The sequence below is a fragment of the Streptosporangium amethystogenes subsp. fukuiense genome (genome assembly GCF_042665875.1).
Lineage (GTDB): Bacteria > Actinomycetota > Actinomycetes > Streptosporangiales > Streptosporangiaceae > Streptosporangium > Streptosporangium fukuiense.
In genome coordinates this window covers 8,822,442-8,846,980 of the sequence record NZ_JBHTEE010000001.1, presented here as the reverse complement: position 1 = coordinate 8,846,980, position 24,539 = coordinate 8,822,442, and the positions used below count along the sequence as shown (strand labels likewise).

The window sequence follows — 24,539 nt, the reverse complement described above, 5'->3', positions numbered from 1 at the left end:
AGCGGCCAGTGCTGACTGTCGACTTCGACCGGTTGCCCGTGGGTCCGGGAACCCGGGTGCTGGACCTGGGGTGTGGCGGCGGACGCCACGCGTTCGAGGTACTGCGGCGCGGTGCCGACGTGGTGGCCTTCGACATGGACGCGGGGGAGCTGGAAGGCGTGGCGAACATGTTCGCCGCGATGGACAAGGCCGGTGAGGTGCCACCCGGGGCGACGGCGGACACCGTGACGGGCGACGCGCTCGACATGCCGTTCGAGGACGGCGCCTTCGACCGGGTGATCGCGGCCGAGGTACTGGAGCACATCCCCGACGACATGGCCGCGATGCGGGAGATCTTCCGGGTCCTCAAGCCGGGTGGCCAGGCGGCCATCACGGTGCCGAGCTTCCTGCCGGAACGGATCTGCTGGGCACTCGACGAGGCGTACCACACCGCTCCCGGCGGGCACGTCCGCATCTACACGCTGGCCGAGCTGAGCGCGAAGCTCAAGTCGACCGGCTTCACCATCGGCCCGCACCACCACGCCCACGGCCTGCACGCGCCGTACTGGTGGATCAAGTGCGCGGTCGGCGTCGACAACGACGACCACCCGCTGGCCAAGGCCTACCACGAGCTGCTGGTCTGGGACATCATGAAACGTCCCGCCGCCACCAGGATCGCCGAGGCCGTACTCAACCCGCTCATCGGCAAGAGCGTGGTGCTCTACGTCCGGAAGCCCGCATGATCTCCTGGGAACAGGTCGTGCAGACCGCCCAGAGCATCGCGGCGGTGCAGGAGCCCGACGGCGGCATTCCCTGGCCCGAGGGGCACGTGGACGCCTGGAACCATGTCGAGTGCCTGATGGCGATGAGTGTGGCGGGGCTGACCGGCCCGGCCCGCCGGGGATACGACTGGCTGGTCCGCACCCAGCGCTCCGACGGTTCCTGGCCGATGAAGCTGGTCGGGGGCGAGGCCGTCGAGCAGGGCGGGGAGTCCAACCACGCCGCCTACATCGCGGTCGGCGTCTGGCACGAACTGCTGGTGACCTCCGACGAGGACTTCACCCGGCGGATGTGGCCGGTGGTCCGGGCGGCGCTGGACTTCGTGGTCGGTCTGCAGACCACTCGGGGCGAGATCGTCTGGGAGCGCGCGGCCGACGGCAGGCCCGCCGAGTACGCGCTGCTGACCGGCTGCGCCTCCGTCCACCAGGGCCTGCGCTGCGGCGTGCTGCTCGGCGAGCACCTGGGCGACCCGCAGCCCGACTGGGAGCTGGCCGCCGACCAGCTCGGCCACGTGCTGGTCGCCCACCCCGAGGCGTTCGCCGACAAGAGCCGCTTCTCGATGGACTGGTACTACCCGATCCTGGGCGGCGCGGTGCGCGGCCCGGCCGCGCGGGCCCGGCTGGCCGAGGAGTGGGACACGTTCGTGGAGCCGGACCTCGGCATCCGCTGCGTCTCCGACCAGCCGTGGGTGACCGGTGCCGAGACGTGCGAGCTGGTGCTCACCCTCGACGCGCTGGGCGACCGGAACCGGGCGCGGAAGCTCTTCTCGGACATGCAGCACCTGCGGCACGAGGACGGCTCGTACTGGACCGGCTGGCAGTTCGCGAACGAGAAGTGGTTCCCCCACGAGCGCTCCGCCTACACCGCGGCCGCGGTCGTACTCGCCGCCGACGCGCTGGCCGGGCACACCCCCGCCGCGGGCATCTTCCGCGACGCGGGCAAGTACCTGACCGACCGCCCCACCGCCGCCTGCGGCTGCAGCCACGCCCGCTCCCGGAGCTGAACCCCCGGCTCTCGGCCGTGCCGTCGGCGTTTTCTTTGCACGGAATCAGAAACGTGGTGCTTGAAGGGCTGAATGCGGCTCACTACGTTCGGGTCCGTGAGTAATGCGGAGGGCACTCGGACGGTAGCTCAGAGCGATGACACCGAGACGGCCGGCGCGGAGGCCGTCCCGGAGGGCACCCCTGACCCGGCACCCCCGCGGCGACCCGAGCCCACGGGCTCGGCCGGCCCTCCGGACCCCGCCGAGCATCCGGGCCCGCAGGAATCCCCGGTCCCCTCTCCCCGGCCGGACTTCTCCGAGCCCGGCCCTCCGGGGCCCGACCTTTCCGAGCCGAGGGCGCCGGCTCCGGGGACGTCGGCGCCGCCCAGGCCGAACGGCGTGACCCGGCTGCTGTGGCAGAACCCCGCCCGGGTGGGGTTCGGGGTACGGCGGTTCCGGCTGGGGCCGGCGCGCGAGCGGCTGGAGGGCGCGGAGCGGTCGTTCACGACCGGGTTCAACGCGGTGGTCGCCGGGGAGGCCGAGCGGATCGACGACCTCCGCGAGGACCTGCGCGGTTTCGGGTACGAGGGCGCGGGCATGGCCTGCGCCACCCTCGACGTGCTCACCCTCACCGGCGGGCGCCGCCTGCGGGAGCTGCTGAGCGGGCCGGGGATGCGCTACCCGCACCTCATCCACATGGGCACCGGCCGGGCGTACGCCCGGATGCGGCTACGGCCGATGTGGGGCGTCCGCTCGGTGCACCCGCTGCTGCGCTGGCTGGCCCACGACGGCTTCGGCTTCCACCAGGGTTTCTTCTCCGCGGACCGCACGGTGGGGCGCCAGCGGACGGCCGGGCTCATGGACCGGACCCGGAGAGCGATCTTCGATCAGGGACTGGGGCGGATGCTCTGGTTCCACGAGTGCGCGGGGACGGCTGACGTCGTGCTGCGCATCGCCGAGTTTCCCGCGGGGCGCCGCGCCGACCTGTGGAGCGGCGTGGGCCTGGCCGCCACGTACACCGGGGGTGCGAGCGCCGCGGACCTGGGGCGGCTGGCCTCCGCCGCGGCCGAGGACGGTTTCCGCGCCCACCTCGCCCAGGGGTGCGCCTTCGCCTGCGCCTCCCGGCTGATCTCGGCCGTGGTCCCCGAACACACCGTCGCCGCCGCCCCCGTGCTGTGCGGTGCCGAAGTGGACGAGGCGGCGGCCTGGACCGACACCGCGCTCGTCGCGCTGGGCCACAACGCGCACAGCGGCGACCACTACCAGGCCTGGCGGGCGGGAATCCGGAAGGCCTGGGCACGGCGCGACCGCGATTCTTGACCGCGACTCGAAGAGGGGACGCGGACGATGCCGGACCGGTCGCGGCCGGGATCGTCACCTGCGGCTCGAAGGGGCGGTGAGAGCGATGTCAGGGGTTCGCAGGTACGCGGCGGGAGCCCTCGCCCTGATCGCCGCCGCCGCCGGGTGGCGGCTGACCGGCCTGCCGGACACCTCGGTCGCGGAGACGTCGGCCGACTTCTCCTTCCACGCGAGGCCGCTCGGGCCGCCCCCGGGACCCGGTGACCGTACCCTGCGGCCGGTCGCGGCGGGATACGCCGGTCTCCAGGGCTGGGTGTCGTCGCTGGGCGCCGGGGTGGCGCTGTTCGACGTGGACAACGAGGTCGTCGCCGACGACCTGTGCCTGGTCGATCCCCGCCATGACACGGTGACCGTCAGGCGGGCACCGGGGACGCCCCGGGGTTACCGGCCGTTCACGCTGGTCCCCCCGGATCGCAGGCGGTACGAGGCGCCGACCGGGTGCCTGCCCGCCGACCTCGACCAGGACGGCTGGCAGGATCTGGTCGTCTACTACTGGGGCCGCTCCCCCTCGCTCTTCCTGCGCGTGCCCGGGGTACCCCCTTCCGGAACCGCCTTCCGCCACCGCGCGCTGACCACCGAGCCGGAGATCTGGAACACCAGCGCCGCCACGACCGGTGACTTCGACGGGGACGGCCGCCTCGACCTGGTCTTCGGCGACTACTTCCCCGACGGCGTCCGGGTGCTCGGCGACGGCGCCTCCACCGACGGTGCCTCCAAAGACGGTGCCTCCAAAGACGGTGACCCCAACGACGCTGACCCCAACGACGGTGACCCCGGCAGCGCGGTGATGCCCGACTCGCTGTCCGCCGCCGCCAACGGCGGCGGCGCCCGGCTCTACCTGGCGAGCGGACCGGCACGGTTCACCGAGGCCGAGGGGGTGTTCGACGAGGTCGGGAACGGAGGCTGGACGCTGGCGCTGGGCACCCAGGACCTGGACGGCGACGGGCGGCCCGAGCTGTACCTGGCCTGCGACTTCGGCCCCGACCGGCTGCTGGTCAACGAGTCGGTGCCCGGCCGGATCCGGTTCACCGAGGCCAGAGGCACCAGGCACCTGACGACTCCCGCCTCCAGGGTCGTCGGCCGCGACTCGTTCAAGGGGATGGGCGTCGGCTTCACCGACCTCAACGCCGACGGCAGGCCGGACATCCTGGTGAGCAACCTCACCGAGGACCACGCGCTGCACCAGGGCAACTTCGCCTTCGTGTCCCGGCCCGGCGACCTGCACGGCGGTCACGCGCCCTACGAAGACCTCGGTGAGGAACTGGGGCTGAGCCGCAGTGGCTGGTCCTGGGACGTCAAGGCCGCCGACTTCGACAACGACGGCGACGACGAGATCATGCACGCGACCGGGTTCGTCAGGGGTGAGGTCGACCGGTGGGCGCAACTGCAGGAGGCCGCGTCGGCGAACGACCTGTTCCTCTCCCGTCCCGCGCTCTGGCCGAGCATCCGGGCCGGAGACGACCTGTCGGGCCGCGACACCAACACCTTCTTCACCAGGGGTCAGGACGGCCGCTACGCGGACGTGGCCCGGCGGGCCGGGGTCGGCGGCGACAGCGACGGCACGGTCAGCCGGGCCTTCGCGGTGGGCGACGTCGACGACGACGGGCGACTGGACTTCGCGGTCGCCAACCAGTGGTCGGAGTCGGTGCTCTACGGCAACCACGGCCCGACGGCACCGTTCGTGGGCCTGCGGCTCCGTCTGCCGGCGGGCCCCTGCCGCCCATCCGCCGCGCCACGCTCCGGACCGGAGCGGTCCCGAGCGGCACGCCTGGAGTGGACACGCCCCGGGCCGACCCGGCCCGCCATCGGGGCCGTCGCCACGGTGCGCCTGCCCGGCGGGGGCATGCGCAGCAGGCAGCTCTACCCCGCCAACGGGCACAACGGCTTCTCCGCGCCCGAGCTGCTGTTCGGTCTGGGCGACCACCTGCCGGACTCCCCCGTCCCCGTCGAGATCTCCTGGAGGGACGCCTGCGGCGGCGCCCGTACCGCGTCGGTGTCCGTGGAGCCCGGCTGGCACCGGATCCTGCTGGCCGACGGCCGGGCCTCGGAGGTCCGCCGTCCGTGAGCGCCGCCCCACCCCCCGAGACAGCGAAACCCCGGACAGCGAAACCGCGGGTCTCCGGTCCGAGCCTAGGCAGGGCGCTCCGCCGGTCGGCGTGGTCCCTCACCCTGCTCACCGTGCTCGGGCACACCGTGCTCGGCTTCGAGCAGTCCTGCCTGGCGCCGGTGGTCGGCGCGCTCACCGGCGTGGCCACCGAGTTCGCGCTGGAGACCGTGGAGGCGTGGGCGTGGCGGCGCCCGGCCCGCTATCTCGGGGTGCCCCGCGACCGGGTCGCCGACTTCTTCCTGCCCTCCTACATCCGCGGCCTGCTCTGCGCGATGCTGCTGTACGGCAACGGGCGTCTGATGCCGATCGTGCTCGCCGTCCTGATCGGCGTCGGCAGCACGTACCTCTTCCGCGTGCGGGCGCCGGAGCCGGCGCGCACGGCCGATGGGGCGGGAACGACGAGACCGGCGAGGCGCACCGGCGGGGACGCGCCCGGCGTCGCGTTCCTGAATCCGGTGGCCTTCGGGATCGTCGCCGTGCTGCTGCTGTTCCCGTGGGTCGGCCTCGCCCCCGCCTACCAGTTCACCGCGTGGGTCTCGGGTCCTCTCGACCTGATCGTGCCGCTGGCCGTACTGGCAGGGGGCGTGCTGGCGAACGCCGGACCCGCCGGCAGGCTGCCGCTGGTCCTGGGCTGGGCGGGCGGGTTCGCCCTACAGGCGTGTCTCAGGGGCGGCCTGGGCGACGTGTCGGCGGTCGGCGCCCTGCTGCCGATGACCGGGACCGTCTTCGCCCTCTACACCGGCTACGTGATCACCGATCCGGGCACGTCCCCGGTCAGGGCGCGCGACCAGGTCGGGTTCGGCCTGGCCACGGCGGCGGTCTACGGGCTGCTTGTCCAGTTCCACGTCGTCTTCGGGCTGTTCCTCGCCCCTGTGATCGTCTGCGCGGGCCGGGAGCTGAAACGGCTCCGCCGCCCGCCCGGCACCGGGCGCCCCGCACGGGGAGGTCAGCCGATGCCGGGGCCGATCCGTTCGAGCACCCGCAGCGAACCCTCCTGCCGGACCTCCCTGAACGCGCCGGAGGCAAGCGCCCGCTGGTAGACGCGGTACGGCGCCTGCCCGCCCGTGGCCGGGTCCGGGTAGACGTCGTGGAAGACCAGGGCGCCGCCCTGCATGACGTGCGGCGCCCACCCCTCGTAGTCCTTGGTCACCGGGAGCTCGGAGTGGCCGCCGTCGATGAAGAGCATCGCCAGCGGGGTGTTCCACAGCCCGGCGACGCGCTCGGACCTGCCGACGATCGCGATGACCTCCTCCTCCAGACCCGCGGAGGCGATGGTGGTGCGGAAGGTGGGCAGCGAGTCCATCTTGCCGAAGCGGGGGTCCATCAGGGTGGGGTCGTGGTGAGCCCACCCGGGCTGGATCTCCTCGGAGCCCCGGTGGTGGTCCACCGTGAAGACCACGGACCCGGCCTGCCGGGCCCCCGCGCCGAGGTAGACCGCCGACTTCCCGCAGTAGCTGCCGATCTCGCAGATCGGGCCGCGCGGGCCGTACTCGACGGCGGTCTCGAACAGCGCGAATCCCTCCTCGTGCGGCATGAAGCCCTTGGCGTGCTGGGCGGCGTACAGCAGGTCGGCGGGCATGGTGGCGTTGCTCATCCCAGCAGACTACCCATACCGAACAACATTCCGATTGGCCCTTGCCCGACCTTGTGGAACGTGTTCTACTTTGCACCGTGAACCAGCGCGCCCGCATCGTGATGTCCGACGACGAGGTGACGGCTTTCGTCGGTGAGTCGCGGAAGCTGCAGCTCGGCACCATCAATCCGGACGGCACCCCACACATGGTGACCATGTTCTACGGGTTGACCGAGGGCAAGATCTCCTTCTGGACCTACGGCAAGGCCCAGAAGACACTCAACATCCAGCGCGACGCCAGGGTGAGCTGCCTGATCGAGGCCGGGGAGGAATACTCCGATCTGCGCGGCGTACTGGTGTACGGGGTGGCTCGGAGGATCGACGACCCCGAGGGCATCCTCGACGTCGGCATGAACGTGGCCAGACGGATGGCCGGGATGCCCGACGCGGAGGAGTCGCTCACCGAATACGTGGCCTACACCGGCCGCAAAAGGGTCGCCTTTGTGGTCGAGCCCACTCGTGTGATCTCTTGGGATCACCGTAAGCTCGCCATTCCCGGCTAGGAGGCCCGCATGAAAATCAAAGTCGACTATCTGGTCTGCGAGGCCAATGCGATCTGCATGGGACTCGCCCCGGAGGTCTTCGAACTCGACGACGACGACCAGCTGCACCTGCTGCTGCCTGAGCCGCCGCCGGAGATGATGGACCGCGTCCGGCACGCCGTGCGGTCCTGTCCCAAAGCCGCACTCTCCGTTGAGGAGAACTAGGAGGTCCCCCATGCGTGGTGCGCTTCTGCATGCCGTCGGCGACGACAAGCTCGACATCCGCGATGACTTCACCCTCGCCCCGATGGGCCCGACGGACGTCCGCGTCAAGGTCAGGGCCACCGGCGTCTGCCACTCCGACCTGTCGGTGATCAGCGGCGTGCTGCCCATGCCACTGCCGGTCATCCCCGGCCACGAGGGCGCCGGAGAGGTCGTCGAGGTCGGCGACCACGTGACCACGGTGCAGCCAGGCGACCACGTCATCATCAACTGGACCCCGGCCTGCGGCACCTGCGCGAACTGTCTGGTGCACCAGCCGTTCCTGTGCATGACCTACGTGATGGACAGCTTCGTCAACGCCCGCTTCCGCTACGGCGGCGACACCCCGGCGTTCGGCATGGCCGGGTGCGGCACCTGGTCCGAGGAGATCGTCGTGCCCTGGCAGGGCGCGATCAAGGTCGACCCCGAGGTGCCCTTCGAGGCGGCGGCCCTGATCGGCTGCGGGATCACCACCGGCGTCGGCGCGGCGCTCAACACGGCCAAGGTGAAGGCCGGCTCGACGGTCGCCGTGGTCGGCGCCGGCGGCATCGGCCTCTCGGTGATCCAGGGTGCCCGCATCTCCGGCGCCACCACGATCCTGGCGATCGACCCGCTGGAGTCCAAGCACGCCCTCGCCAAGAAGGTCGGCGCGACCCACGCCATCACCCCCGACCAGCTGATGGACGCGCTCGGCACGCTCACCGGCGGTGCCGGGTTCGACTACGGCTTCGAGGCCGTCGGCAAGTCCGCCGCCATCATGACGGCCTGGCAGGCGACCCGCCGGGGTGGCGACATGATCGTGGTGGGCGCGGGCGCGATGGACGACAACGTCCCGCTGAGCGCCTTCAGCCTGCTGTTCGAGGGCAAGAACATCCTCAGCTCGCTGTACGGCGGCTCGGACGTCCGGCGCGACTTCCCGTTCTTCGCGGGACTCTACAAGGCCGGCAAGCTCGACCTGGAGAGCATGATCAGCTCCCGCATCAAGCTGGCCGACCTCAACGACGCCGTGGCGGCGCTCAGGGGCGGCGAGGTGCTGCGCCAGATCGTCGTCATGGACTGAGCGCCGAACCCGCGCACCGGGCCACCGGGCCGCCCACCTGAGCAGGGCGGACCGGTGACCCGGCCGGGTCACCGGCATGCCTCCGGCACATCGGCCCCGCGTGTCTCAGTCGGAGGAGAAGGCCGCGTCGAAGGCGGCCGAGGGCGGGGTGATGGCGTTGAACCCGCGGATCACGGCCAGCGCGTCGGGGGCGCCGTCCAGGCGGTCCATGCCCGCGTCCTCCCACTCGATGGAGATCGGCCCGGTGTAACCGATCGCGTTCAGCGCGCGGAAACAGTCCTCCCACGGCACGTCGCCCCGGCCGGTGGAGACGAAGTCCCAGCCCCGGCGCAGATCGCCCCAGGGCAGGTGCGAGGCCAACCGGCCGCGGCGGCCGTCACCGGTGCGGACCTTGGCGTCCTTGCAGTCGACGTGGTAGATCCGGTCGGCGAAGTCCAGGATGAAGCCGACCGGGTCGATCTCCTGCCACACCATGTGCGAGGGGTCCCAGTTCAGCCCGAACGCGGGCCGGTGCCCGACGGCCTCCAGGGTCCGTACCGTGCTGTGGTAGTCATAGGCGATCTCGCTCGGATGCACCTCGTGGGCGAAACGCACCCCGACCTCGTCGAAGACGTCCAGGATCGGGTTCCACCTGGCGGCGAAATCGGCGTAGCCGGCCTCGATCATCGCGGACGGCACCGGCGGGAACATCGCCACGGTGTGCCAGATGGACGATCCGGTGAAGCCGACCACGGTGTCCACACCGAGCCTGGCCGCCGCCCGAGCCGTGTCCTTCATCTCCTCGGCCGCGCGTCGGCGCACCCCCTCGGGTTCACCGTCGCCCCAGATCCGCGCGGGCAGGATGCCCTTGTGCCGCTCGTCGATGGGACTGTCACACACGGCCTGGCCGAGCAGGTGGTTGGAGATGGTCCACACCTTGAGGTTGTGCCTGGCCAGCACTTCCAGTTTGCGCTCGACGTAGGAGTCGTCGGACAAGGCCTTGTCGACCTCGAAGTGATCGCCCCAGCAGGCGATCTCCAGCCCGTCGTATCCCCAGCCCGAGGCCAGCCGGCAGACCTCCTCGAAGGGCAGATCGGCCCACTGGCCGGTGAACAAGGTGATCGGCCTGCTCATACGTCCTCCACGGTTGATGGACCTGTTCTCTCCTGGCCGACGGTGTGGCGCACCGCCGGCCCGCTCACGTCTGCCGTACCGCTGTCAGCCGGCTCTGGTCGGCGGCGCTGCGCTCGACCGCGGCCAGCACGCGCTGGACCCGCAACCCGTCGTCGAACGACGGGGACGGCGCGGCGCCGGAGGCGATCGCCTGTACGAAGTCCTTCACCTCGTGGGTGAAGGTGTGCTCGTAGCCAAGGCCGTGACCCGGTGGCCACCACGCTCCCGCGTACGGGTGTCCCGGCTCGGTGACCAGCACCCGGCGGAACCCCGCCTCCTCGGCGGGCAGGGCGTGGTCGTGAAACCAGAGCTCGTTCATGGCCTCGAAGTCGAACGCCACGCTGGCGGCCGAGCCGTTGATCTCGATGCGCAGCGCGTTCTTACGCCCGGTGGCGAACCGGGTGGCCTCGAACGAGGCCAGCGCGCCACCGCTGAACCTGCCGATGAACAGCGCCGCGTCATCGACGTCCACCTCCCCCGTCTCGGCACCGCCGACGCCGGCCGACAGCCCGGCGGAGGTCTCGGCCAGCGGGCGCCGGGTGATGAAGGTCTCGGTCAGCGCCGAGACCTGCGTCAGGTGCTGACCGGTGATGAACTGCGCGGTGTCGATGATGTGCGCGCCGATGTCGCCCAGCGCCCCGGACCCGGCGAGTTCCCTTCGCAGCCGCCACACCAGCGGGAAGTCCGGATCGACGATCCAGTCCTGCAGGTACTGCGCCCGCACGTGCCGGATCTCGCCCAGCCTCCCCTCTGCCACCCAGCGGGCGGCGAGCGCGATCGCGGGCACCCGCCGGTAGTTGAACGCCACCATCGCGTGGACCCCGCGGGCCGCGGCCGCCCGTGCCGCGTCCGCCATCGCCTCGGCCTCGGCGACCGTGTTGGCCAGCGGTTTCTCGCACAGCACGTGCTTGCCGGCCTCCAGCGCGGCGATCGCGATCCGCGCGTGCGAATCACCGGGGGTGCAGATGTCGACCACGTCGACGTCCTCACGGGCGATCAGCTCGCGCCAGTCGGTCTCGACCGCCGCCCAGCCCATCTGCTCGGCCGCCCGTGCCGTGCCCTCGGCCGAGCGGCCGCACAGCGCCGCCATCACCGGCCGGACCGGCAGGTCGAAGAACGCCGGCGCGCTGCGCCAGGCCTGGGAGTGCACCCGGCCCATGAACGCGTAGCCGACCATGCCGATGCCCAGCCTCGGGCGTTCCCCTCCCGCCGTTCCCGGCGCCGGCCCCGGTGTCGGCGTCGATCCGGGCGTGGCCTCGTCCGTCTGAGCCATCAGGACTCGAATCCCAGCGGCAGGTAGGCGTCCACGTTCTCCTTGGTGATCGTCTCCGAGGCCAGGGTGATCGACTGGGGTACCTGGTTCTCCACCAGATCGCTCATCCCCTTGCCCTGGGCGATCAGGCGGGCCAGCTTGATCGCCGAGGAGGCCATCGTGGGACTGTAGGTCACCGTCGCCTCCAGCACCCCCGTACCCGCCTTGATGTCGCGCATCGCGTTGGCCGACCCGGCGCCACCGACCATGAAGAACTCGCTGCGCCCGGCCTCCTTGATCGCGGCCAGCACGCCGATGCCCTGGTCGTCGTCGTGGTTCCAGATCGCGTCGATCTTCTTGTGCGCCTGCATCAGGTTCGCCGCGACCTTGGTCCCCGACTCCACGGTGAACTGCGCGTCCTGCTTGGCCGTCACCGCGAACCCGTACGTCTTCAGCGCGTCCTCGAACCCCTTGCTGCGGTCCTGGGTCAGCGGCAGCGTCGCGATGCCCTGGATCTCCAGGATCACCGGGTCGGCCACCCCCTTGTCCTTGAGCTTCTTGCCGATGTAGTGGCCGGCCGCGACGCCCATGCCGTAGTTGTCGCCGCCGATCCAGGTGCGGTACGACAGCTTGTCGGGGAAGACCCGGTCCAGGTTGATCACCGGGATGCCCGCGTCCGAGGCCTGGCGGGCGATCTGGTTGAGCTGCTGGCCGTCGTTCGGCAGGATCACCAGGGCGGCGACCTTCGCCGCGATCAGCGACTCCACCGCGGAGATCTGCGCGTTGATGTCATTGGTCGGCTCGACCGGCTTGAACTCGATGTCGGCGTACTGCTTGGCCGTGGCCTCGGCGTTCTTGGCGATCGCGGCGATCCAGCCGTGATCGGCCGCGGGTGCCGAGAAGCCGATGACCACCTTGTCGCCGGGCGCGTCGTTACCGCCGGTCGCGGCCGCCGGCGCCGGCGCCGAGCTCGCCGCGCCGGCCGGTGCGGCCACCTCGTTGCCGGTGCACGCGGTCACCAGCGCACCCGCGCCGATGACCGCACCGCCGAGCAGGAAACCCCTGCGAGCGACGTTCTCTGTCATGATCCTGCTCCTTCTTGGGGGGGAACTGGGAGGTGGAGGCGTAGCGCGCCCCGCGGACCCCTGACCGGTCCGCGGGACGCGGGTCCAGGCTCTGTCCGGCGGATCCTGACGCGGCGAGGACCGGCCGGCCGGTCTCTCCCGAGGCTGCGGAAACGTGGTGAGACGCCTCCTGGCCTCGGGATACGGAAGATCCACCGGACCGGGCTCAGGTTCGTGAGGTGAGGGCGCGCCGCTGGAGCAGCACCGCCACCACGATGATCAGGCCCTTGGCCACCAACTGGTCGCTGGTGTTGAGCCCGTTGAGAATGAACAGGTTCGTGATCACAGTGAAGATCAGCAGACCCAGGATCGATCCGATGATCGACCCGCGCCCCCCGGTCAGCAGCGTGCCGCCGATGATGACCGCCGCGATCGCGTCCAGCTCGTACAGATCTCCGTGCGTGGAGGAACCCGTCGTGGTCCTGGCCATGATCAGAACCGCCGCGATCCCGCAGCACAGCCCCGACAGCGCGTACAGCAACACCGTGTGGCGGCGCACGTCGATGCCCGCCAGCCTGGCCGCCTCGGGGTTGCCGCCCACCGCGTAGGTGCGCCGGCCGAACGTGGTGCGGTTCAGCACCACCCATCCGGCCAGTACCACCAGCGCGAAGATGTAGACCAGCAGCGGGATGCCCAACACCCGGGTCGTCGACAGCTCCACGATCATCTCGTTGCCCTGCTGCACCAGCTGGGTGCGCCGGTCGGACATCCGCTGGGCCAGTCCCCTGGCGGCCACCAGCATCGCCAGCGTCGCGATGAAGGGCACCATCCGCCCGTAGGAGATCAGCAGCCCGTTGACCAGGCCCGCCCCGGTACCGACCAGCACCGCGCACACGATCATCACGAGCGGGCCGTAGGACTGGGTGGCCAGCGTGGTCGCCCACACCGACGCCAGCGCCATCACCGCGCCCACCGACAGGTCGATGCCCCCACCGATGATCACGAAGGTCATGCCGACCGTGATCACTCCGATGGTCGCGGCCAGCGACAGGATGCTCACCAGGTTGGAGGTGGTCGCGAAGGTGTCGGGCACCGTGACCAGGCCCACCACCGCCAGCAGTACCAGCGCGACCACCAGCCCGAGGTGGCGCATCTCCCCGAGACGGGTCAGTGGGCTCGCCACGGCGGGTTCACGGACCGGCGCCTCGACGCGCTCGTCCGCGGGCGACTTCACCGGAGCCCCGCCGGGGTGTTCTCGAAGCGACGAGAGATGACGTTCATGAGGACCTGCCGGTTCCTTTCACCAGTCCCGGTGCTCCCGGTCGACAGGGATGTCACAGGGCACTTCCTTCCATGATCATGTCGAGGACGGCGTGTTCGTCCAGCTCACCGGCGCCGGCCTCGCGGATGACCCGGCCCTCCCGCAGGACCAGCACCCGATCGGCCAGCCCCAGCACCTCGGGCACCTCGCTGGAGACCAGCAACACCCCGATCCCCTCATCGGCCAGCCGCCGCACCAGCGCGTACAGCTCCGCCCGAGCCCCCACGTCCACCCCCCGGGTAGGCTCGTCCAGCAGCAGCAGCTTGCGGTCGTTGAGCAGCCACCGCGCCAGCACCGCCTTCTGCTGGTTGCCACCGGAAAGCGTCTTGACCGGCCGCTCGGGATCGGCCGGCCGGATGTCCAGGGCCCGCACCATCTCCCGCGCGTCCGCGGCCTCGCGGCGGCGGTCCATCCATCCCAGCCGCGAGTAGCGGCCCAGGCTGGCCAGGCTGATGTTGCGCGACACGCTCTGGTCCAGCAGCAGGGCCTGCGCCTTGCGCTCCTCCGGGGCCAGCCCCATCCCCAGCCGGACCGTGCCCGTCGTACCGCCCCCGCGCACCGGCCGCCCCTCCAGGAGCACCTGCCCCGAGAACCTCCGCGCCCCGTACACCGCCTCGATGATCTCCGAGCGGCCCGAGCCGACCAGTCCGGCCAGCCCCACGATCTCCCCCGCCCGCACCGAGAACGACACGTCGGCGAAGACGCCGGGCACGGTGAGCCTCTCGACCCGCAGCACCTCGGCCCCCGCGACGCGTTCCGCGCGGCGCGGCGGGAAGACGTACTCGACCTCGCGGCCGGTCATCAACGCCACCACCCGCGAGGTCGGAGTCTGCTTGGCCGGCAGCCCCACCGCGACCGTGCGACCGTCCTTGAGCACCGTCACCCGATCCCCGATCTCGCGGATCTCCTCCAGCCGGTGCGAGATGTAGACCACCGCGACCCCCTGGGCGGTCAGCTCCCGGATGATCCGGAACAGGTTGCCCACCTCGTCATGGGCCAGCGCCGCCGACGGCTCGTCCATGATGATCAACCGGGTGTCGTGTGACAGCGCCCGCGCCATGCTCACCACCTGCTTGGCCGCCGGCGACAGCCGTCCCACCTCCGTCGACGGGTGGATCTCACCGTGCCCCAGCCGGGCCAGCAGCTCCCGCGTCGCCCGCGCCGCCCTCCCCCGTCCGACGAACCCCAGCCGGGCCGGCTCGTGTCCGAGGAAGACGTTCTCCGCCACACTCAGCCCGTCCACCAGATCGAGCTCCTGGTAGATCGTGGAGATGCCGAGCCTGATCGCGGCGATCGGGCTCGACAGCCGCACGTCCGCGCCGTTCAACGTGATGGTGCCCTCGTCGGGCTGGTGAGCGCCCGCCAGGGTCTTGATCAGAGTGGACTTCCCGGCGCCGTTCTGGCCGAGCAGGCAGTGCACCTCACCGGGCAGCACCTCCAGGTCGACGCCGTCCAGGGCACGCACACCGGGGAACTGCTTGACGATCCCCCGCATGCGCAGCAGGGGGGTGGCTTCGGACATGGGGCCTCACTGGTTCGTCGTCGGGCCGAGAGGACGTGATCGCCGCAGGCCCCACCCGCTCCGCCGGGTGCGGCTCGACGAGCCTGTCGGGTTCCGCACGTGAGCGCGTCTCGCACGCGGCGACCGTGGTGACCCGACTCACAGCACCTCCTCGCCCGGAGTGGGATGTGCAGAAGCTAACCCCCTTCGGCTGGATTTGTGAAGAGCTTTTAACTAACAGTCCGTCGACTTTTGCAGAAATCAACAAAAGTCCCGGCCCCGTCCCCGGCGCGGACAGCAGAAGGGGCGCCCCCGGCGTGGGAGCGCCCCTTGAGTCTCAGGACCGCCGGAACGCGGCCCGCGGCGTCAGAGCATGGCCTTCATGGAGGCGCTCGCCTGCTGGCCGAGAGTGGTCGGGGTCAGGTACGGCTGCTCGGCGAGGATCGCCTGCCAGTTGTCGCGGATGTCCTCCACCGTGTGGTCGTCCTGCCGCCAGCCGGGCCCCTCGGCCACGAACACCCGGGCGATCCGGCCGCCGCCGACGCTGAAGACCTCGCCGCTGGTCTCACAGGCCTCGTGCGCCAGGAAGGTCACCAGGGTGCTGACCCGCTCCGCGGTGAACTTGGCCTCGAACTCGGCGGGGAGGAGTTCCTCGGTCATCCGGGTCCAGGCGACCGGCGCGATCGCGTTGGCCTTGATCCCGGCCCTGGCCCCCTCGATACCGAGCGTCTTGGTGAGGCCGACCAGGCCCATCTTGGCCGTGGAGTAGTTGGCCTGGCCGAAGTTGCCGAACAGCCCGGCGGGCGAGGAGGTGTTGACGATCCGGCCGTACCCCTGCTCCTTGAGGTACGGGAACGCCTCCCGGCTGACCAGGAACGAACCGCGGACGTGGACGGCGAGAACCTGGTCGAACTCCTCGACGCTCATCTTGCCGAAGGACTTGTCCCGCAGGATGCCGGCGTTGTTGACGACGATGTCCAGCCGCCCGAAGGCGTCGATCGCGGTCTGGACGATCGCCTTGGCCCCCTCGGGGGTCGCGACGTTGTCGGTGCTGGCGGCCGCCTCGCCACCGTTCTTCCTGATCAGCTCGACCACCTCGGCGGCGGGTCCGGTGGAGGCCCCGGTGCCGTCCAGCGCCCCGCCCAGGTCATTGACGACCACCTTGGCACCGCGCTCGGCGAGCGACAGCGCGTGCGAACGGCCGAGACCGTGTCCGGCGCCGGTGATGACCGCGACCCTGCCGTCAAACCGCAGCTCTGACATCCGCAACCCTCCTACGAGAACATAATTCTAGTCCTCCGAACAATAGCTTGCTCGCCCCCGGCGATGCCATCACGGGCGCCCCGGACCTCCGGCGACGCCCCCGGAAGCGGCCGACCACCTTTCGGATAAAGGCCCCAAAATCCCCAGGGCGGTAACCAAAAAATAGGAGATCATTGCGCATAGTAAGCGAGCGTGTTAATTTCTGCTAAAGTTTCTGCCCCATACGGGCGAGGGTCAATGATGACACCCCTCATTTCCCAACAGGGCCCCGCCCAACAATTCGGGCTGGAGGCCCCATATGTCCTTATCGCCGCCCCTGCGCGTGATCCAATGGGCCACCGGCGCAGTCGGCAGATACTCCCTGCGCAGCCTCATCACCCGGCCGGAGTTCGAACTGGTCGGGGTGCTGGTCTACGACCCGGACAAGGTGGGACGGGACGCGGGGCTCCTCGTGGGACTTCCCGAGGCCGGTGTCCTCTGCACCGACGACGTCGAGGAGATCCTCGCCCTGGAGGCCGACTGCGTGCTGCACATGCCGCTGCCGACCTTCTACTTCGGCGGGGGCCATCCGAACGACGTGGAGACCATCTGCGCGCTGCTCGCCAGCGGCAAGAACGTCATCACCACCACCGGGTTCGTCTACCCCAAGTGCTATGGCCCGACGGTGGTGGCCCGCCTGGAGGCCGCCTGCCGGGCGGGAGGAACGTCCCTGCACGGCACGGGCGTCAATCCCGGTTTCATGAGCGACATGCTGCCGCTCACGCTGACCGGCCTGTCCAGCAGGGTCGACCACATCTACGTCCGGGAGTCGTCCGACTTCCGGGGTCACCCCTCCCGGCAGATCGTGGTGGACCTGTTCGGCTTCACCCGCTCGGCCAAGGACTACACCGCCGGAGTGCGTCCCTTCCGCGCCTTCCAGCGCTCGCTGTTCGCCGAGAGCGTCCAGTTCGTCGCCGACAACCTCGGCGTGACCCTCGACGAGGTCGAGGAGAGCGACGAGTTCGAACTCGCCTCAGAGGAGTTCGAGATCGCCGCGGGGCTGGTCAGGGCGGGCACCGTGTGCGCCTCTCGCTGGATGTTCAGCGGGCTGGTCCGCGGCCGCCCCCTGATGACCGTGGAATGCGTCTACAAGGCCGACGCCACCCGGGTGGCACGCTGGGCCGACCCAGGCTTCAGCGTCCACATCGAGGGCATGCCCCAGCTGATGCTCACCGTCAGCGAGATCTCCCACGGGCTGGCCGGCGCCGCCGCCCATGCCGTGAACTCCGTGGCCGCCCTCTGCGCCGCCCCACCGGGCATCCGTACCGCCCTGGACCTCCCCCTGACCACCGGCCGGGGCACCGTCCGCCTCGCCTGAGGAAGCACCGCCGGGCATCCGCGGGCGAGCCCCGCGGCAGGCCGGCCGTACCGCGACCGGGACACCCGCCGCCGCCGATTAGAGCTATCCGGTATTTAACACTTTTGCCGAAATAAGCAGATTCTCCGCCCAGTCGGCGCGTCGGTCACCCGCGCCGCGTTCCCTCATCCGGAAATCGGCCATCGAATTCACCGGGACACCGAAGGTCAGAGCTCATGGAACATCCCCTTACCCGACCAAACGGAAATTCCCCTCAACAATCAGGAGTGCGGGGTGAAACGCCCGAAACGACCCTGGTGGTACAGGAGCGGGCGACCGCCGGGTTCGAGGCTCGTCTCGGTGACGAGTCCGACGACCAGGATGTGATCACCGATGTCGACGGTTGAGTGGGGGGCACAGACCAGGTGGGCCGAGACGCCGTCCAGCAGCGGGACGCCCAGGTGCCCCGGCACCCAGGAGGTGGGTGCGGCGAAGCGGTCGACGCCCTTCCTCGCGAAGCGCGCGGCCAGCTCGGCCTGATCGCTGGCCAGCACGTTCACCGCGAAGTGATCGGCCTGCCGGAGCCAGGGCCAGGTGCTCGACGACTGGTCCACGTAGAAGGAGACCAGCGGGGGCGTAAGACTGACGGATGAGAACGAGGTGGCCGTGAGACCGACCGGTACGCCCTCGAACTGCGCCGTGACGACGACGACCCCGGCCGCGTGAACGGCCAGCGCCTGCCGGAACCGCTCCGCGTCGACCGCTCGGCCGGACAGGGTCTCGGTCATGACACCTCTCCCAGGGACGGGTGGGGTACCGCCAAGATGCTCCACTTGGTCACTTTTCCCCCTCCGAGGAATAAAAGACACTTCTCAGAACCCATTAATGCCGCCTTCTCTTCCCGGCGTCACGCGGGAGCCCGCTGCCCGAGTGCCGCCGCCACCTGCGGGGCGACCCGGTCGACCCAGGGGCCGAGGACCGCGTCGAGGTCGGCGAGCTGCGATTCCAGCAGCGCGAGGCCCGGCGTGGGAACGACGGCGCCCAGCTCCACCAGCAGCGGCCGGAGGTGGACCTCCACCGCCAGAGAGTGCTTGGCGTCCCCCATCACCAGCAGCGGAAGCGCGACGGCCGAGGCGAGGGCGCCACCCGGCAGCCGGTCGAGGAACGCCTTGAGCAGGCCGGTGTAGGTGGCCTTGTAGGTCGGGCTGGCCACCACCAGCACATCGGCACCCGCGACCAGTTCCAACGCGGCCCTCACCTCCGGCGCCGTCTCCGGGGCGAACAGCAGCGGAGCCAGGACCGCCAGATCGACGACCTCGGGAGCCTCCCGAACCCCGATCCGCCGGGCCACGGCCTCCGCCGCCGAGTTGGCCGCTCCGTGAGTACGCGACCCGGGTCGCGGGTTTCCCAGCACGGTCACGATGCTCATGAGGCCACCGATGCTTTCTGGTCGAAACGGGTCAGATAGCAGCTCATACCGGACAAGTTACGCACCCCTCCGGGCTAAGTCAATATTTCCTACTTGTTTTGCATGAAATCCTTGGAGGGCCCGGCTCCCCCGACCCTCTCAACCGAACCATGTTCTATTCGAGATCCCGTACCGTCATACCATGAAGCTGGAAAAGGAGATCTCCGGCGACGGCCGCTTCGTCAGGCAGCAGAACCGGTTCACGACGCGGATCGAGGCGGGCGGCGAGCATCCGCCGGAGCCCGGCCGCTACCAGATCTACGCCTCCTACGCCTGCCCGTGGGCGCACCGCTCGCTCATCGTCCGCGAGCTGCTGGGCCTGCAGGAGGTGGTCGGGGTGACGATCGTCGATCCGATCAGGGACGAGAAGGGCTGGCGGATGCCCGGCGGCGATCCGGTGACGGGGGTGGAGTACCTCTCCGAGCTCTACCTGGCGACCGATCCCGGCTACCAGGGCCGCTACACGGTGCCCTGTGTCTGGGACATCGCCGCCGAGCGCCTGGTCACCAACGACTACCCGCAGATCACCCTCACCCTGGAGACGGCCTTCGCGCCGTGGCACGCCGAGGGCGCACCCGACCTCTACCCCGAGGAACTGCGCGAGGAGATCGACGCGCTGAACGAAGTGATCTTCCACGGCCTCAACAACGGTGTCTACCGGGCCGGGTTCGCCCGCTCCCAGGAGGCGTACGACGAGGCGGTCGCCGGCGTGTTCGCCACGCTCGACCTGCTGGAGGAGCGCCTGACCGGCCGGCGCCACCTGCACGGCGACGCGCTCACCGAGAGCGACGTGCGGCTCTACCCCACGCTCGCCAGGTTCGACGCGGTCTACAACTCGCACTTCAAGTGCTCGGTGCGACGGCTCGTCGACTACCCGGCCCTGTGGGCCTACGCCCGCGAGCTGTACGCCGTTCCCGCGTTCCGCGACACGACCGACTTCGACCAGATCAAACGGCATTACTTCGTGACGCAGACGAACGTCAACCCGAGCGGGATCGTGCCCCGGGGGCCGGAGATCGACTGGACCGCTCCCTGACGCGGTCCCCCGGAAGCCCTGAAAGTTTCATCGGGCAAATCGGTCATTCACCCGGTCAGCGGGCGGCCCCGGAGGGGGGACGATTGACTGCGGGCGAAACGCGCTGGAAACATCGGCACATCCTCGCGGTGGGAGCGCTCCCACAGGGACGCTCCCACCCGGCGCTCCCACCGCGAGGCGCATCCCCTGCGTAAAGGACCCCCCGTGATCAGACCACCTGCCTGGCTCGCTCTCGCCACGGCCGCCGCCCTGGTGACCCTGACCCCACTGCCCGCCGCCGCGGACGGTCCCGAACAGATCGTCAACGGCACCTTCGACACCGGCACCGCCCCCTGGTGGAGCACCGGCAACACCGCGCTGGAGATCGAGGCCGGACGGCTCTGCGCGGACATCCCCGGTGGCACCGTCAACCCGTGGGACGTCATCGTCGGCCAGAACGACATCCCCCTGGTCAAGGACGAGACGTACGAGTTCTCCTTCTTCGGCGTCGCGACGCCCGGCCGCGTCGCCAGGGCCCTCGTCCAGCTCCCGGTCGACCCCTACACCCAGTACCTGTCGGCCAACCCCGAGCTGAGCGTGTCGGGCAACGACTACCGCTACACCTTCACCTCACCGGTGGACCTGCCAGGCGCGCAGGTGGCGTTCCAACTCGGGGGCAGCGCCACCCCGTGGAGGTTCTGCGTGGACGACGTCTCCCTGAAAGGCGGAGCCGAACCCGACGTCTACCGGCCGGACACCGGGCCCCGGGTCCGGGTGAACATGGTCGGCTACCTGCCCACCGGGCCGAAGAGGGCCACGCTCGTCACCGAGGAGACGGAGCCGGTGGGCTGGAGGCTCCGGCGCGGCGGGCAGCTCGTCGCCCAGGGCGACACCGTCCCGCGCGGCGTCGACGGAAGCTCCGGCCAGAACACGCACTCGATCGACTTCGGCACGGCCCCCGGCACCGGCATCGCCCCCGGCACCGGCTACACGCTGGAGGCCGACGGCGAGACCAGCCGCCCGTTCGACATCGGCGCCGACGTCTACGACGAGCTCAGGAATGACGCGCTGAAGTTCTACTACACCCAGCGCAGCGGCATCCCGATCCTCGACACCCTCCGCCCCGGCTACGGCAGGCCCGCCGGGCACGCGGGCGTGGCCCCCAACCAGGGCGACGTCGAGGTGCCCTGCCAGCCGGGCGTCTGCGACTACACGCTGAACGTCAAGGGTGGCTGGTACGACGCGGGCGACCACGGCAAGTACGTCGTCAACGGCGGCATCTCCGTCCACCAGCTGATGTCCGCCTTCGAGCGCGCCAAGGCCGACGGCATCCACTCCGACGGCGACCTCGACATCCCCGAGAGCGGGAACGGGGTCCCCGACATCCTTGACGAGGCCCGCTGGGAGCAGGAGTTCCTGCTCAGCATGCAGGTCCCGGACGGCAGGCCACACGCGGGGATGGCCCACCACAAGATCCACGACGCCGCGTGGACGGGCCTGCCGCTCCTGCCCCACCTCGACGCGCAGCGGCGCGAGCTGCACCCGGTCTCCACCGCCGCCACCCTCAACCTGGCCGCCACCGCGGCCCAGGCGGCGCGGCTCTTCGCCCCGTACGACGCCGCGTTCGCCGCGCGCAACCTCGCCGCCGCCAGGAAGGCCTGGGCCGCGGCCAAGGCCGACCCCGCGCGGTACGCCGACGCCTCCGACGGGGTGGGCGGCGGCGCCTACGACGACAACAACGTGACCGACGAGTTCTACTGGGCCGCCGCCGAGCTCTATCTCACCACCGCCGAGAAGGAGTTCAGGGACTACGTGCTCGCCTCGCCGCACCACACCGGCGACATCTGGCGCGAGCGCGGCTTCGACTGGGGCAGCACCGCCCAGCTCGGCCGCCTGCAGCTGGCCGCGGTGCCCAACGCGCTCCCCGACCGGGCACGGGTGCGCCAATCGGTGCTGGAGGGCGCCGACGGTTATCTCGCCGCCCAGCGGGCCCACCCCTACGGCGTCCCGTACAACCCGTCGACCTACGACTGGGGCTCCAACAGCCTGGTGCTCAACAACATGGTCGTGATGGCCGTCGCCCACGACCTCAGCGGCGAGGCGAAGTATCGCGACGGGGTGCTGGAGGGGCTGGACTACCTCTTCGGGCGCAACGCCCTCAACCAGTCGTACGTGACCGGCTACGGCGAGGTCGCCGCCAAGAACCAGCACAGCCGCTGGTACGCCCGTCAGCTCGACCCGTCCCTGCCCAACCCGCCGCGCGGCACCCTGGCCGGCGGCCCGAACTCCAGCATTCAGGACCCGGTGGCCCAGGCCAAGCTCAGGGGTTGCGCGCCCCAGTTCTGCTACATCGACGACATCGAGTCGTGGTCCACCAACGAGCTGACCATCAACTGGAACTCCCCGCTCGCCTGGATCGCCTCCTACCTGGACACCCCCGCCGCCGCCGGTGAGTGCAAGGTGACCTACACCAACCACGGCCAGTGGCCCGAGGGGTTCAACACCCAGGTCACCGTCACCAACACCGGCAGGAAGGCCATCGACGGCTGGACCCTGAAGTGGTCCTTCCTCGGCGGCCAGACCGTCCGGCGGCACTGGAGCGCCGACATCTCCCAGGACGGCGCGACCGTGACCGCCAGGAACCTCAGCTGGAACAAGACCATCAGGCCCGGTGACTCGGTCACCTTCGGCTTCATCGGCGCCGACGCCCCCGGCCCCAACCCCAAGCCGGAACGCCTCCTCCTCAACGGCACCCTCTGCGGGCGACCGGCGTAACCAGGCACCTGTCACCGGCGGGGTCTACCCCATATGCCCCTAGTCGGGCGTCCGCATCGATGCCCTGTGGTTATCAACCCCGACGTATCACGGATTATATAATCGATGACATATAGCCTCACGGCCGTGAGGCTATATGTCATCGAGATCGAGCCCGAGATCCGATCTTGGCTTGAGTCACTCTCCGAGCGCGACTATGTCAAGGTCGAGGCCTTGGCCGACCTCCTCTCAGAACAGGCTGAGACGCTGGACGAGCCATACTCCAAGCACCTTGGCGGCAAAGTGCGTGAGCTACGCCTCTCACTCACGCGCCGGCAGGTCAGGATCACCTACTGGCTCGCCCCGCGACGGCGAATCGTCCTTCTCACCGTCTTCACCAAGACACGCCGCAGGGAGACCGGTCAGGTTGAACGCGCTCGTCGAGCACAGGTCGAATGTGAGAATCTTCATGTGGTCGCTTCAGAGGTCTACGACCGCGTCTGGAAGGACTGATTGGGGTATGGCTCACAGCACGTGGAAACGGACCGGCGCCGAGCGCCGGGCCGATGCCTACCAGGAAGCCCGTGAGGCTTTGCTGCTGGGGCAACAGGTCTACAACCGCCGAATGGAGCTCGGCCTCTCGCAGGCGGAGCTGGCCGAGCGTGCCGGCATGACGCAACCGCAGGTGTCCCGCCTGGAAACCGGGGGGGTCACCCCGACGTTGACGCTGCTCCGACGTCTGGCGAGAGCGCTGGACGCCGAGTTGAGCGTCACGTTCAGACCTCACGCGGCCGCCTGACGCGGCCACGGTCGACCCGCGGAGGCCACCGATTCGGGGTCCAGGTGTGCACAGTTTTCGAAACCCCGACGTCTATCGAATATCTCGCCCCTCCAAAGTGCGGGACTGTGAGCGGCCTAAGCTGGGGGAGTGATCGAGGACATCTGGGTGGACCCCGCCGTCAGCGCGCTCAGGCCGGACTTCGCGGTGCTGGTGATAGGGGTGTACGGGCTGCGCAACGGGCCGACGGACGACAGGTCGAGGGCCTGGCTGGCGGAGGCCGCCGAGAAGGCGGTGGCGGCCGACGACGCGAGGGTCGAGGCGTGGCGGGAAACGTACCGGGCATTCGGCGCCAAGCCCCAGCGGACCCGACCCTCGGTGGACGCCCTGGTCAGGCGGATGCCGCCGCCGGAGATCAACCGGGTGGTCGACGCCTACAACGCGATCAGCATCAGGCACGGCCTGCCGATCGGCGGAGAGGACCTGACCCGCTACGAGGGGACGGCGAGGCTGGTGCGCGCGGCCGGTGACGAGCCGTTCGAGGTCGTCGAGAGAGGCGAGCCGGCGATCGACCACCCGGAGATCGGCGAGGTCGTCTGGCGGGACGACAGGGGAGTCACCTGCCGCCGGTGGAACTGGCGGCAGTGCGTCCGCACCCGGATCACCGAGGAGACGACGGACGCGCTGTTCCTGCTGGAGCGACTCGCACCCCTGTCCATCGAGGAGTTGCGGACCGCCGGAGACGAACTGGTCGGCCTGCTCGAAGATGTTACCCCGGAGATACGGACAGAATTCCGACTGGTCGGATTTGACTGACAAAGCTCCCCGAATCCAGCTGACCAGCGACTCAGCGGGCGAAACGGCTACCCAGGAGGTGACCGTTTTAAACGAGTCTGAGAGGATCGACAAGGAAGCTGCGGCCAGAGTGGCGCAGGTCCGGGCCGAGGCGAGTAGCCTTGGACAGGTTCTCTATCATCAACGCCGATCTGCGG

Annotated in this window: 23 protein-coding genes; 14 read left to right on the top strand and 9 right to left on the bottom strand. The window is 70.1% G+C overall.

What is annotated here, in order from left to right; genetic code table 11:
* Positions 1 to 8: 8 nt before the first annotated feature.
* The 5 genes from ACFQVD_RS39340 (at position 9) to ACFQVD_RS39320 (ending at position 6,247) form a co-directional block, all read left to right on the top strand.
* On the top strand, positions 9 to 722 hold the full coding sequence (locus ACFQVD_RS39340) for a class I SAM-dependent methyltransferase (protein ID WP_343973195.1): 714 nt from the start codon (positions 9 to 11) through the stop codon (positions 720 to 722).
* The gene (locus ACFQVD_RS39335) at positions 719 to 1,762 is read left to right on the top strand and encodes a prenyltransferase (RefSeq protein ID WP_343973198.1); all 1,044 of its coding nucleotides are present in this window, start codon (positions 719 to 721) and stop codon (positions 1,760 to 1,762) included. Before ACFQVD_RS39340 ends, ACFQVD_RS39335 begins: the two co-directional genes overlap by 4 nt.
* 378 nt (positions 1,763 to 2,140) lie before the next feature.
* Entirely contained in the window at positions 2,141 to 3,061 is a 921-nt protein-coding gene (locus ACFQVD_RS39330) for a DUF1702 family protein (RefSeq protein WP_343973201.1), read from the top strand.
* 85 nt (positions 3,062 to 3,146) lie between these two features.
* Complete coding sequence (locus tag ACFQVD_RS39325) at positions 3,147 to 5,165, top strand: CRTAC1 family protein (RefSeq protein WP_343973204.1); 2,019 nt, start codon at positions 3,147 to 3,149, stop codon at positions 5,163 to 5,165.
* A 113-nt stretch (positions 5,166 to 5,278) separates the two neighbouring features.
* Positions 5,279 to 6,247 carry an enediyne biosynthesis protein UnbU gene (locus ACFQVD_RS39320; RefSeq protein ID WP_343973207.1) on the top strand — a complete coding sequence of 323 codons (969 nt, stop codon included), beginning with the start codon at positions 5,279 to 5,281 and terminating at the stop codon, positions 6,245 to 6,247.
* Here ACFQVD_RS39320 and ACFQVD_RS39315 read toward each other — a convergent pair.
* Positions 6,154 to 6,801 (bottom strand): class I SAM-dependent methyltransferase, encoded by a 648-nt coding sequence (locus ACFQVD_RS39315; protein ID WP_343973210.1) that lies wholly within the window; start codon positions 6,799 to 6,801, stop codon positions 6,154 to 6,156. The two genes, ACFQVD_RS39320 and ACFQVD_RS39315, sit on opposite strands and share 94 nt — an antisense overlap.
* A 77-nt stretch (positions 6,802 to 6,878) precedes the next feature.
* Between ACFQVD_RS39315 and ACFQVD_RS39310 the strand changes: the two genes are divergently transcribed.
* Genes ACFQVD_RS39310 through ACFQVD_RS39300 form a run of 3 tightly spaced genes read left to right on the top strand, consistent with a single transcriptional unit; the run spans position 6,879 to position 8,643 of the window.
* Positions 6,879 to 7,343 carry a pyridoxamine 5'-phosphate oxidase family protein gene (locus ACFQVD_RS39310; protein ID WP_343973212.1) on the top strand — a complete coding sequence of 155 codons (465 nt, stop codon included), beginning with the start codon at positions 6,879 to 6,881 and terminating at the stop codon, positions 7,341 to 7,343.
* Between the two features lie 9 nt (positions 7,344 to 7,352).
* On the top strand, positions 7,353 to 7,547 hold the full coding sequence (locus ACFQVD_RS39305) for a ferredoxin (protein WP_030913934.1): 195 nt from the start codon (positions 7,353 to 7,355) through the stop codon (positions 7,545 to 7,547).
* 10 nt (positions 7,548 to 7,557) lie between these two features.
* A complete protein-coding gene (locus ACFQVD_RS39300) occupies positions 7,558 to 8,643 on the top strand; it encodes a Zn-dependent alcohol dehydrogenase (protein WP_343973215.1) in 1,086 nt (361 codons plus the stop codon).
* A 105-nt stretch (positions 8,644 to 8,748) separates the two neighbouring features.
* Here ACFQVD_RS39300 and ACFQVD_RS39295 read toward each other — a convergent pair whose 3' ends face one another.
* The 6 genes from ACFQVD_RS39295 to ACFQVD_RS39270 all read right to left on the bottom strand — a co-directional run bounded on the left by ACFQVD_RS39295 (position 8,749) and on the right by ACFQVD_RS39270 (position 16,196).
* On the bottom strand, positions 8,749 to 9,756 hold the full coding sequence (locus ACFQVD_RS39295; protein ID WP_343973218.1) for a sugar phosphate isomerase/epimerase family protein: 1,008 nt from the start codon (positions 9,754 to 9,756) through the stop codon (positions 8,749 to 8,751).
* A 64-nt stretch (positions 9,757 to 9,820) separates the two neighbouring features.
* A complete protein-coding gene (locus ACFQVD_RS39290; protein WP_343973221.1) occupies positions 9,821 to 11,068 on the bottom strand; it encodes a Gfo/Idh/MocA family protein in 1,248 nt (415 codons plus the stop codon).
* Positions 11,068 to 12,132 carry an ABC transporter substrate-binding protein gene (locus ACFQVD_RS39285; protein ID WP_364156243.1) on the bottom strand — a complete coding sequence of 355 codons (1,065 nt, stop codon included), beginning with the start codon at positions 12,130 to 12,132 and terminating at the stop codon, positions 11,068 to 11,070. Before ACFQVD_RS39285 ends, ACFQVD_RS39290 begins: the two co-directional genes overlap by 1 nt.
* 205 nt (positions 12,133 to 12,337) lie before the next feature.
* Positions 12,338 to 13,345 (bottom strand): ABC transporter permease, encoded by a 1,008-nt coding sequence (locus ACFQVD_RS39280; protein WP_343973227.1) that lies wholly within the window; start codon positions 13,343 to 13,345, stop codon positions 12,338 to 12,340.
* A gap of 100 nt (positions 13,346 to 13,445) precedes the next feature.
* On the bottom strand, positions 13,446 to 14,954 hold the full coding sequence (locus ACFQVD_RS39275; RefSeq protein WP_343973230.1) for a sugar ABC transporter ATP-binding protein: 1,509 nt from the start codon (positions 14,952 to 14,954) through the stop codon (positions 13,446 to 13,448).
* 345 nt (positions 14,955 to 15,299) lie between these two features.
* Positions 15,300 to 16,196, bottom strand: a complete 897-nt coding sequence (locus ACFQVD_RS39270; RefSeq protein WP_343973233.1) for an SDR family oxidoreductase — start codon at positions 16,194 to 16,196, stop codon at positions 15,300 to 15,302.
* 298 nt (positions 16,197 to 16,494) lie between these two features.
* On the opposite strand from ACFQVD_RS39270, the gene ACFQVD_RS39265 reads away from it, so the two are divergent.
* Complete coding sequence (locus tag ACFQVD_RS39265; protein ID WP_343973236.1) at positions 16,495 to 17,553, top strand: NAD(P)H-dependent amine dehydrogenase family protein; 1,059 nt, start codon at positions 16,495 to 16,497, stop codon at positions 17,551 to 17,553.
* Positions 17,554 to 17,813: 260 nt separating this feature from the next.
* Here the strand turns inward: ACFQVD_RS39265 and ACFQVD_RS39260 are convergent, their stop codons facing one another.
* Both ACFQVD_RS39260 and ACFQVD_RS39255 read right to left on the bottom strand, forming a co-directional pair.
* The gene (locus ACFQVD_RS39260) at positions 17,814 to 18,320 is read right to left on the bottom strand and encodes a flavin reductase family protein (protein WP_343973239.1); all 507 of its coding nucleotides are present in this window, start codon (positions 18,318 to 18,320) and stop codon (positions 17,814 to 17,816) included.
* 119 nt (positions 18,321 to 18,439) lie between these two features.
* Positions 18,440 to 18,961 (bottom strand): NADPH-dependent FMN reductase, encoded by a 522-nt coding sequence (locus tag ACFQVD_RS39255; protein ID WP_343973242.1) that lies wholly within the window; start codon positions 18,959 to 18,961, stop codon positions 18,440 to 18,442.
* A 181-nt stretch (positions 18,962 to 19,142) separates the two neighbouring features.
* Here ACFQVD_RS39255 and ACFQVD_RS39250 point away from each other — a divergent pair, with 181 nt between their 5' ends.
* From ACFQVD_RS39250 to ACFQVD_RS39230, 5 genes are all read left to right on the top strand, one after another.
* Positions 19,143 to 20,036 (top strand): glutathione S-transferase family protein, encoded by an 894-nt coding sequence (locus tag ACFQVD_RS39250; protein WP_343973245.1) that lies wholly within the window; start codon positions 19,143 to 19,145, stop codon positions 20,034 to 20,036.
* 204 nt (positions 20,037 to 20,240) lie between these two features.
* Positions 20,241 to 22,790, top strand: coding sequence for a glycoside hydrolase family 9 protein (locus ACFQVD_RS39245; protein ID WP_343973248.1), 2,550 nt, complete (start codon positions 20,241 to 20,243; stop codon positions 22,788 to 22,790).
* A 105-nt stretch (positions 22,791 to 22,895) separates the two neighbouring features.
* Positions 22,896 to 23,282 carry a type II toxin-antitoxin system RelE/ParE family toxin gene (locus ACFQVD_RS39240; RefSeq protein ID WP_343973251.1) on the top strand — a complete coding sequence of 129 codons (387 nt, stop codon included), beginning with the start codon at positions 22,896 to 22,898 and terminating at the stop codon, positions 23,280 to 23,282.
* A 7-nt stretch (positions 23,283 to 23,289) separates the two neighbouring features.
* Entirely contained in the window at positions 23,290 to 23,568 is a 279-nt protein-coding gene (locus tag ACFQVD_RS39235) for a helix-turn-helix domain-containing protein (RefSeq protein WP_343973254.1), read from the top strand.
* A 129-nt stretch (positions 23,569 to 23,697) separates the two neighbouring features.
* Positions 23,698 to 24,363 carry a B3/B4 domain-containing protein gene (locus ACFQVD_RS39230; RefSeq protein ID WP_343973257.1) on the top strand — a complete coding sequence of 222 codons (666 nt, stop codon included), beginning with the start codon at positions 23,698 to 23,700 and terminating at the stop codon, positions 24,361 to 24,363.
* Positions 24,364 to 24,539 lie beyond the last annotated feature (176 nt).

Coding starts and splice junctions, on each gene's coding strand:
- ACFQVD_RS39335 (WP_343973198.1), top strand. CDS start 719: ATGATCTCCTGGGAACAGGTCGTGCAGACCGCCCAGAGCATCGCGGCG.
- ACFQVD_RS39325 (WP_343973204.1), top strand. CDS start 3,147: ATGTCAGGGGTTCGCAGGTACGCGGCGGGAGCCCTCGCCCTGATCGCC.
- ACFQVD_RS39315 (WP_343973210.1), bottom strand. CDS start 6,801: ATGAGCAACGCCACCATGCCCGCCGACCTGCTGTACGCCGCCCAGCAC.
- ACFQVD_RS39305 (WP_030913934.1), top strand. CDS start 7,353: ATGAAAATCAAAGTCGACTATCTGGTCTGCGAGGCCAATGCGATCTGC.
- ACFQVD_RS39300 (WP_343973215.1), top strand. CDS start 7,558: ATGCGTGGTGCGCTTCTGCATGCCGTCGGCGACGACAAGCTCGACATC.
- ACFQVD_RS39295 (WP_343973218.1), bottom strand. CDS start 9,756: ATGAGCAGGCCGATCACCTTGTTCACCGGCCAGTGGGCCGATCTGCCC.
- ACFQVD_RS39290 (WP_343973221.1), bottom strand. CDS start 11,068: ATGGCTCAGACGGACGAGGCCACGCCCGGATCGACGCCGACACCGGGG.
- ACFQVD_RS39285 (WP_364156243.1), bottom strand. CDS start 12,132: ATGACAGAGAACGTCGCTCGCAGGGGTTTCCTGCTCGGCGGTGCGGTC.
- ACFQVD_RS39275 (WP_343973230.1), bottom strand. CDS start 14,954: ATGTCCGAAGCCACCCCCCTGCTGCGCATGCGGGGGATCGTCAAGCAG.
- ACFQVD_RS39270 (WP_343973233.1), bottom strand. CDS start 16,196: ATGTCAGAGCTGCGGTTTGACGGCAGGGTCGCGGTCATCACCGGCGCC.
- ACFQVD_RS39265 (WP_343973236.1), top strand. CDS start 16,495: ATGTCCTTATCGCCGCCCCTGCGCGTGATCCAATGGGCCACCGGCGCA.
- ACFQVD_RS39260 (WP_343973239.1), bottom strand. CDS start 18,320: ATGACCGAGACCCTGTCCGGCCGAGCGGTCGACGCGGAGCGGTTCCGG.
- ACFQVD_RS39255 (WP_343973242.1), bottom strand. CDS start 18,961: ATGAGCATCGTGACCGTGCTGGGAAACCCGCGACCCGGGTCGCGTACT.
- ACFQVD_RS39250 (WP_343973245.1), top strand. CDS start 19,143: ATGAAGCTGGAAAAGGAGATCTCCGGCGACGGCCGCTTCGTCAGGCAG.
- ACFQVD_RS39240 (WP_343973251.1), top strand. CDS start 22,896: ATGACATATAGCCTCACGGCCGTGAGGCTATATGTCATCGAGATCGAG.
- ACFQVD_RS39235 (WP_343973254.1), top strand. CDS start 23,290: ATGGCTCACAGCACGTGGAAACGGACCGGCGCCGAGCGCCGGGCCGAT.